This window comes from Azoarcus sp. TTM-91, from assembly GCF_012911025.1.
Classification (GTDB): Bacteria; Pseudomonadota; Gammaproteobacteria; order Burkholderiales; family Rhodocyclaceae; genus Azoarcus.
Map to the genome: position 1 here is coordinate 1 of NZ_WUEI01000186.1, position 5,450 is coordinate 5,450.

A 5,450-nucleotide genomic window follows, 5' to 3' on the forward strand; every position below is an offset into this window, starting at 1 on the left:
GTGAACTTGAGGGCTCGACCACGAGCACAACATGCCCATATGAATCGCGTGATGACGCCTGCCGAATAAAGCGGCCCTCCGTTTTACTTCGCTCACGAAATCGAAGGATATTCATGACGCCCAACGTTTGGTTAAGGGGCCGCGGAACGCGGTCCCGAACGAGCGAAGCGAGTGACTTGAACCAGCTGTTAGGCTCTGGCTCCTAGAGTTCATGTAGAAGGCTCCAATTATTCTCGTAGCGGCACAGCGGCTCTTTGTTGAGCTTGGCAAAGGACATGTCTCGATTGTGCGGATCTTTCCGTGTGGCGCGAGGCTTGTTGCCAAGCTCGCGCGCTAGTGAGACCGGAACGACCCACGAACGAGGCGCGCCATTGATTGGAAGAAAGATAAAAACGAGCCAATCACACTCCAAACGCTCATCAAAAATAAACCAGCTACCGGCCTTCCAGTTGGCTGTTTCCTTTCGGGTTTTAACACTGACTCTGACAAGGCCTTGCCCCGTCTCGACTGCGAGATCATAGCCCGCCCAGCCGTCAGGCATTTTTGAGGCAGGCTTGCCCGCGAATGTAAGCTGACTGAGTGCATAGTGCTCTCCGGCATCGCCGAGCATCTTGCTTGTCACATTGCCTAAGGCTGGTGGCATAGTTGCTCCAGGGCCTAACGTGGAGGTCACCGGCGCTGCGCGGCTTTATCGCGCGGCGTCCGGTGGACCGCAGGGTTAGCCCCAGTCACTTTGGAAGAAGTCGCCATGCCGCCTTGTTGCCTTTCAACTCAGGAATCATTTCAATGAGACCAGCCTCTTTCAATTTGTAGAATTCAGACTTGACCGCGTTCTCGCTCTTGATTCCTGTTATGTCACGAGCCTGTCTATTTGTGATCGTTCCTTGCTTGTGCAGGAACTCCATGATCGCCTCCTGAGGCGTAGCAAGAGGGGAATGAGGAATTACAACGCGAACATAGTTGCCTTCATCAATGACCTCGGGGCTGCGCAGGCGCCATTCCTTCATTTTTTGGAATGCGGTATTTAAGCCTTCGCCGATATCCTTGTTGGGTGGCGACTTGTAGCGAGAGAGCATTCCGACGATGCGAGGGTTTCGTGCGTACCGCACGTCGAGAATATTTTCCTTGGTTACAAACGCGGGTAGGCGGCCAGGGCTCAGCACTTCAATTCGATTGTCGAAAATCAGGACCTGTACGTCATCCGACATCGAGTAGTCGCGATGGATGATGGCGTTTACGACAATCTCCCATAGTGTTTCAGGGGGGTATGCCATTGCTTTTGGCCCATCGGTCGTCCAGACGTTAATTGACGACATGATCGCAGTAACTCTCTCTACCGTCTTGTGTATTACCGCATAAAGTGAACCCTCCACCGACTCTATTGAGCCGAGGTGGTCTCGTTCAGGGTCTTCCTCCTTTGTTTCATAACGAATGATGCGAACCGAGCATTTCTTTGGCATCAAACTCGCTGGCTCCACGGAAAATAGGAGTACTCCGGCCACCTTCGGCTTAAAGGATTTTCGATCTATCAGATTCTTGTTCAAGGCGAGTTCGAGAGGGTCTGTGCTAGGGGAGTAGTCAGCCAGAAACTCGCTCAAACGGGGGGAGTCAACCACATCTTCCGCCACCGCATTGTCGAGTGAATAGTCCTCGTATGAAACCGCACCCTTCGCAAACGAGAGGGCCGTTATTCGCGATGGATCGCTAACCGGAAGAGACTGTGCTCCTTTGCGCTCATAAACGGTGCCATCGGACGTCTTGTGGACTGCTTGACTCTTCTCAATTTGGACTCGCAGAACGTATCCGTGCTTCCCCTCCGCCTTAAGGAACGTCAAGTCCATTGGCAGTGCCGGCTGGACTTCCGTGAGCGCTTGTATGTGCTGGTTGTAATCTTCGATGTTCGGCGCACCAGTCCACCGCTTTGTGGGATCGGGTTCATCCTTCTCGTCGGCAACGCCTACATAGGCTTCACCTCCATCCGCGTTTGCAAAGGCCACCGCGATCTTCTGTAGCTTGGCGCCTTTAATAGCCGCCGCCTTTCTGTCAAAGAAGTGGTCTTCCTGCTTCGTTGAGAGCTGCAAGGCGTCTGCGGCAGTTATCGTTTTAGTTTCCATTCAGCATGCTCCGATTGAAGGGGCTAACGTTGTAGGTAAGGGGCGCTGCGCGGCGCTTTATCGCGCAGCGTCCAGCGACCAGAGGGAGCGGCCTTGACTGATGGGATGGACTCCCCCTCCTTTTCCGCGCCCAATAGGCGCCACCGGTGCTCATGGGGATGGGGATCGGTCTTCAGAAAGAGGAGTCCGTCATGGATGCTACTACCGTTGCCGTCGACCTGGCCAAGAGCGTCTTTCAACTCGCCGTCGCCGATTCGTCCTGGCGCGTAACCGAAAGCCATCGGCTTACACGCAATCAATTCGAGCACTGGTTCGCCAATCGCACTGTCTCGCTCGTCATCATGGAAGCCTGCGGTTCGGCGCATCACTGGGCACGCTGGCTCAATTCGCTCGGCATCGAGGTGCGGCTGCTCCCGGCGGCCTATATCCGCGCCTATGTCCGGCGTAACAAGACCGATGCCGCCGACGCCCGTGCGCTGCTCGAAGCGGCCCGCGCGGCCGACATCGACCCGGTGCGCGTGAAGTCGGTCGAACAGCAGGCGCTGCAGGGCCTGCACCGGATCCGCTCGCTGTGGATGAGTACCCGCACTTCGCGCATCAACGCGCTGCGCGGCTTCTGCCGGGAGTTCGGCCTGAGCATTCCGCAAGGCGCCCGCACCGGGGTCGAGGCGATCAGCCGGGTGTTGGCGGATCCGCGCTCGCCGGTCCCTGTACTGATCCGTGAAACCATGCGATTGCTGATCGAGGAGATTCGCCTGCTCGAACAACGTGTCGCGCAACTGGAACGGGAATTCACCGGCCTGGCGCGGCACAGTCCAGCGTGCACCCAGTTGATGTCGGTGCCGGGCATTGGCCTCTTGACCGCAACGGCGATGGTGGCCGCCACCGGCGGCGACGTGACGCACTGCAGGGATGCCCGCCATTTCGCGAGCTGGTTCGGGCTGACGCCGAAGGAATATTCCTCGGGCAGCGCCCGCAAGCTCGGCCGCATCTCGAAGCGGGGAGATCGCTATTTGAGGATGCTGCTCACCCATGGCGCCCGCGCGGTGCTGAGGGCCGCGGCGCTGGCCCGCGACGCGAGCCGCCCGCTGGACGGCCTGCGCACCTGGGCGACCGAGGTGCAGCGCCGTACCAATCACAACAAGGCCGCCTGCGCGCTCGCCAACAAGCTTGCCCGTGTCTGCTACGCGGTCCTGCGTGACCATGCCACCTACGGCAATCCGCAGCCTCGGCCGAACAAGAGGCTCGAACGTACCGCCTTCGCCATCGCAGCCTGATCGATTCACCCTTACTCCTCATCCTTGCGCCGAGACTGATCGCTCATCATGGCAAACCGGGCCACACCCACGCGACAGAACGCCGATAACACTTCCGGCTCTCCAGCAGCCGCTTGTACCGATTGGCGCTTCGCGGGCAGATTCCATGTCGGCACGGGTCATTCAGAACCCACCACAGATGCCGGATATACGACTGCAGGTGATTCATCCCGGAAAGTCAGAAACACGATCCGTCTTGATTTACGGGGGAGTCCATATAGGAATGTTAGAAGCCGTTGTACAAGCCATGTAACTCTGCGTACTTTGCGGCACACGCCTGAAAGCCGTCGGGGTCATTCCAGAACAGACGGTCGATTTCTTCAACTTTATTGGAACGCTCCTCTTCCTGCACAGAAGTTGCACGGAGATAATCAACTCTGGAAGCTTGGGTTGTCGGTACGGGGGCGGAACCGAAATAGAGCTCTTTGGCACAGATCAATAGGCGACAACACTCTACAGCCCCCATTTCTGTGAGCCCTTCGACGGCGTAGGGGAAGTAATCGGCAGAGCTGTTGTAGAAATACTGATCGAAGCCGCCGTTGTATACCTCGCCTTCAACTAGGCATGCCGCAAAGAAACGTTGGTTTTCGCGCGAGAGGCCGGCGAACCCTGCTTCTGACTTGTGGACTTGATTTACGAGCCAAACCCAATGTTTTCGCGGAGGGCTCTCGCGCTCTATCTTTTGGCGCTCATAGGTTTGCTTTGACGATTCTATGTTCTTCCGATACCCACCCTTGCAGGGCATACACAATCCGCCATTCATTTTGGCAGTATCGAGCAAGATTTTTGCCCCGCAAACAGTGCATGCAATTCGTTCGGTCATGGCTAAAGGCTTCTAACGATTAAGCTAAGGGGCCGGCTTCGCCGGTCCCAGCGAACGAAGTGAGCGCTTTGAGCGCATTGTTAGGGGCAAGCCTCTAGGTCTTTTGCTGAATACCGTTTGGAGATGCGCTTGGCACCAACCTCAAGGTAGTAGTTATAGCAGTGATCTTTGTGATGCCATATAACCTCACGGACAGTCCCCGCACGCGGCGTGTTATTACATGTATCTAGTACTACGCGAACAGATTGCCCGACAGCGAACTCAGGGGCAGGCACCTCAATGCTCATGCTGGCCTCTAACGTTGTAGGTAAGGGGCGCTGCGCGGCGCTTTATCGCGCAGCGTCCAGCGACCGAAGGGAGCGGCCTTGACCGCAGTGTTAGGCTGGAAAGCAAACACCGTAAATGCGAATTAAGCCAGCCCGTATCTGGTTATTTATGCCGAACTTCAATGACTTGATCCGGACTGTCGCCCCAATTGACTACTCGAATATCGGTCATGCACGACGATCCGGGGCGACCGCTCTTATATGAGTTGATTGCCGTAACCTTGCCTTGATCAAACGAGAAGGCCCTGTAGTCGTGATAGCCAAAGCCGGCACCAGTTTGACAGTACTGCCACACCTCTCTTGATCCTTTCACTTGTCGGTCGTCTGGAGTGCCCATGACGCTGATTACCTGCTGCTTGTCATCTCCGACGTTGATGAGGGCAGATTTCTTTTCCAAGCTGCCGCAAGCTGCAACAAGTACTGATATGGCTATTACGAAGAAGGTCTTTTTCATGCTGTTTTCCATTGAATGAAAGCAATTGTTATCGTGGTCAAACTAACTTCTTTTGCCAAGTCCTGGGGCGCCCGACAAGATTTCATAGCCTTTCATTCGGTTAAATCCAGTGATTCGATGAAAAGATTCAATTTCGATCTGCCTCTCTGTGGAGTGGATTTGGACAATTAGCTTGGCTTTTGTTGTGTCGGATGCTGCTGTCGCGAACTCTTGGTGTAAATGCTCAAGACGTTTTTTGAGTCCGGTGAGTTTGCTTGGCTTCCTCTTACGGGTCTTCTTCATAAGCGCCTAACGCCTGAATTAAGCCGAGCCGCGAAGCGGCTTCGGCTTGAATGAATTGTTAGGTGCTGACCGCACCCGTATCAGCTGCGCTTTGCCAAACGACGCGGCCAGGGCCATTGGAACCTGGGAACTGCC

6 protein-coding genes are annotated in these 5,450 nt (G+C 55.7%); 1 reads left to right on the forward strand and 5 read right to left on the reverse strand.

Annotated elements, in window-relative coordinates; genetic code table 11:
* Window positions 1-202: 202 nt before the first annotated feature.
* Both GRF61_RS23120 and GRF61_RS23125 read right to left on the reverse strand, forming a co-directional pair.
* Window positions 203-610, reverse strand: a complete 408-nt coding sequence (locus GRF61_RS23120; RefSeq protein WP_169152967.1) for a hypothetical protein — start codon at window positions 608-610, stop codon at window positions 203-205.
* A 118-nt stretch (window positions 611-728) separates the two neighbouring features.
* The gene (locus GRF61_RS23125; RefSeq protein ID WP_169152968.1) at window positions 729-2,114 is read right to left on the reverse strand and encodes an RNA-binding domain-containing protein; all 1,386 of its coding nucleotides are present in this window, start codon (window positions 2,112-2,114) and stop codon (window positions 729-731) included.
* 191 nt (window positions 2,115-2,305) lie between these two features.
* Here GRF61_RS23125 and GRF61_RS23130 point away from each other — a divergent pair, with 191 nt between their 5' ends.
* Window positions 2,306-3,391: an IS110 family transposase gene (locus tag GRF61_RS23130; protein WP_169152969.1), complete on the forward strand. Its 1,086-nt coding sequence runs from the start codon at window positions 2,306-2,308 to the stop codon at window positions 3,389-3,391.
* A gap of 265 nt (window positions 3,392-3,656) precedes the next feature.
* Here the strand turns inward: GRF61_RS23130 and GRF61_RS23135 are convergent, their stop codons facing one another.
* From GRF61_RS23135 to GRF61_RS23145, 3 genes are all read right to left on the reverse strand, one after another.
* Window positions 3,657-4,253, reverse strand: a complete 597-nt coding sequence (locus GRF61_RS23135) for a DUF4375 domain-containing protein (protein ID WP_169152970.1) — start codon at window positions 4,251-4,253, stop codon at window positions 3,657-3,659.
* 429 nt (window positions 4,254-4,682) lie between these two features.
* On the reverse strand, window positions 4,683-5,033 hold the full coding sequence (locus tag GRF61_RS23140; RefSeq protein ID WP_169152971.1) for a hypothetical protein: 351 nt from the start codon (window positions 5,031-5,033) through the stop codon (window positions 4,683-4,685).
* A 42-nt stretch (window positions 5,034-5,075) separates the two neighbouring features.
* On the reverse strand, window positions 5,076-5,315 hold the full coding sequence (locus GRF61_RS23145) for a hypothetical protein (RefSeq protein WP_169152972.1): 240 nt from the start codon (window positions 5,313-5,315) through the stop codon (window positions 5,076-5,078).
* Between the last annotated feature and the right edge of the window lie 135 nt (window positions 5,316-5,450).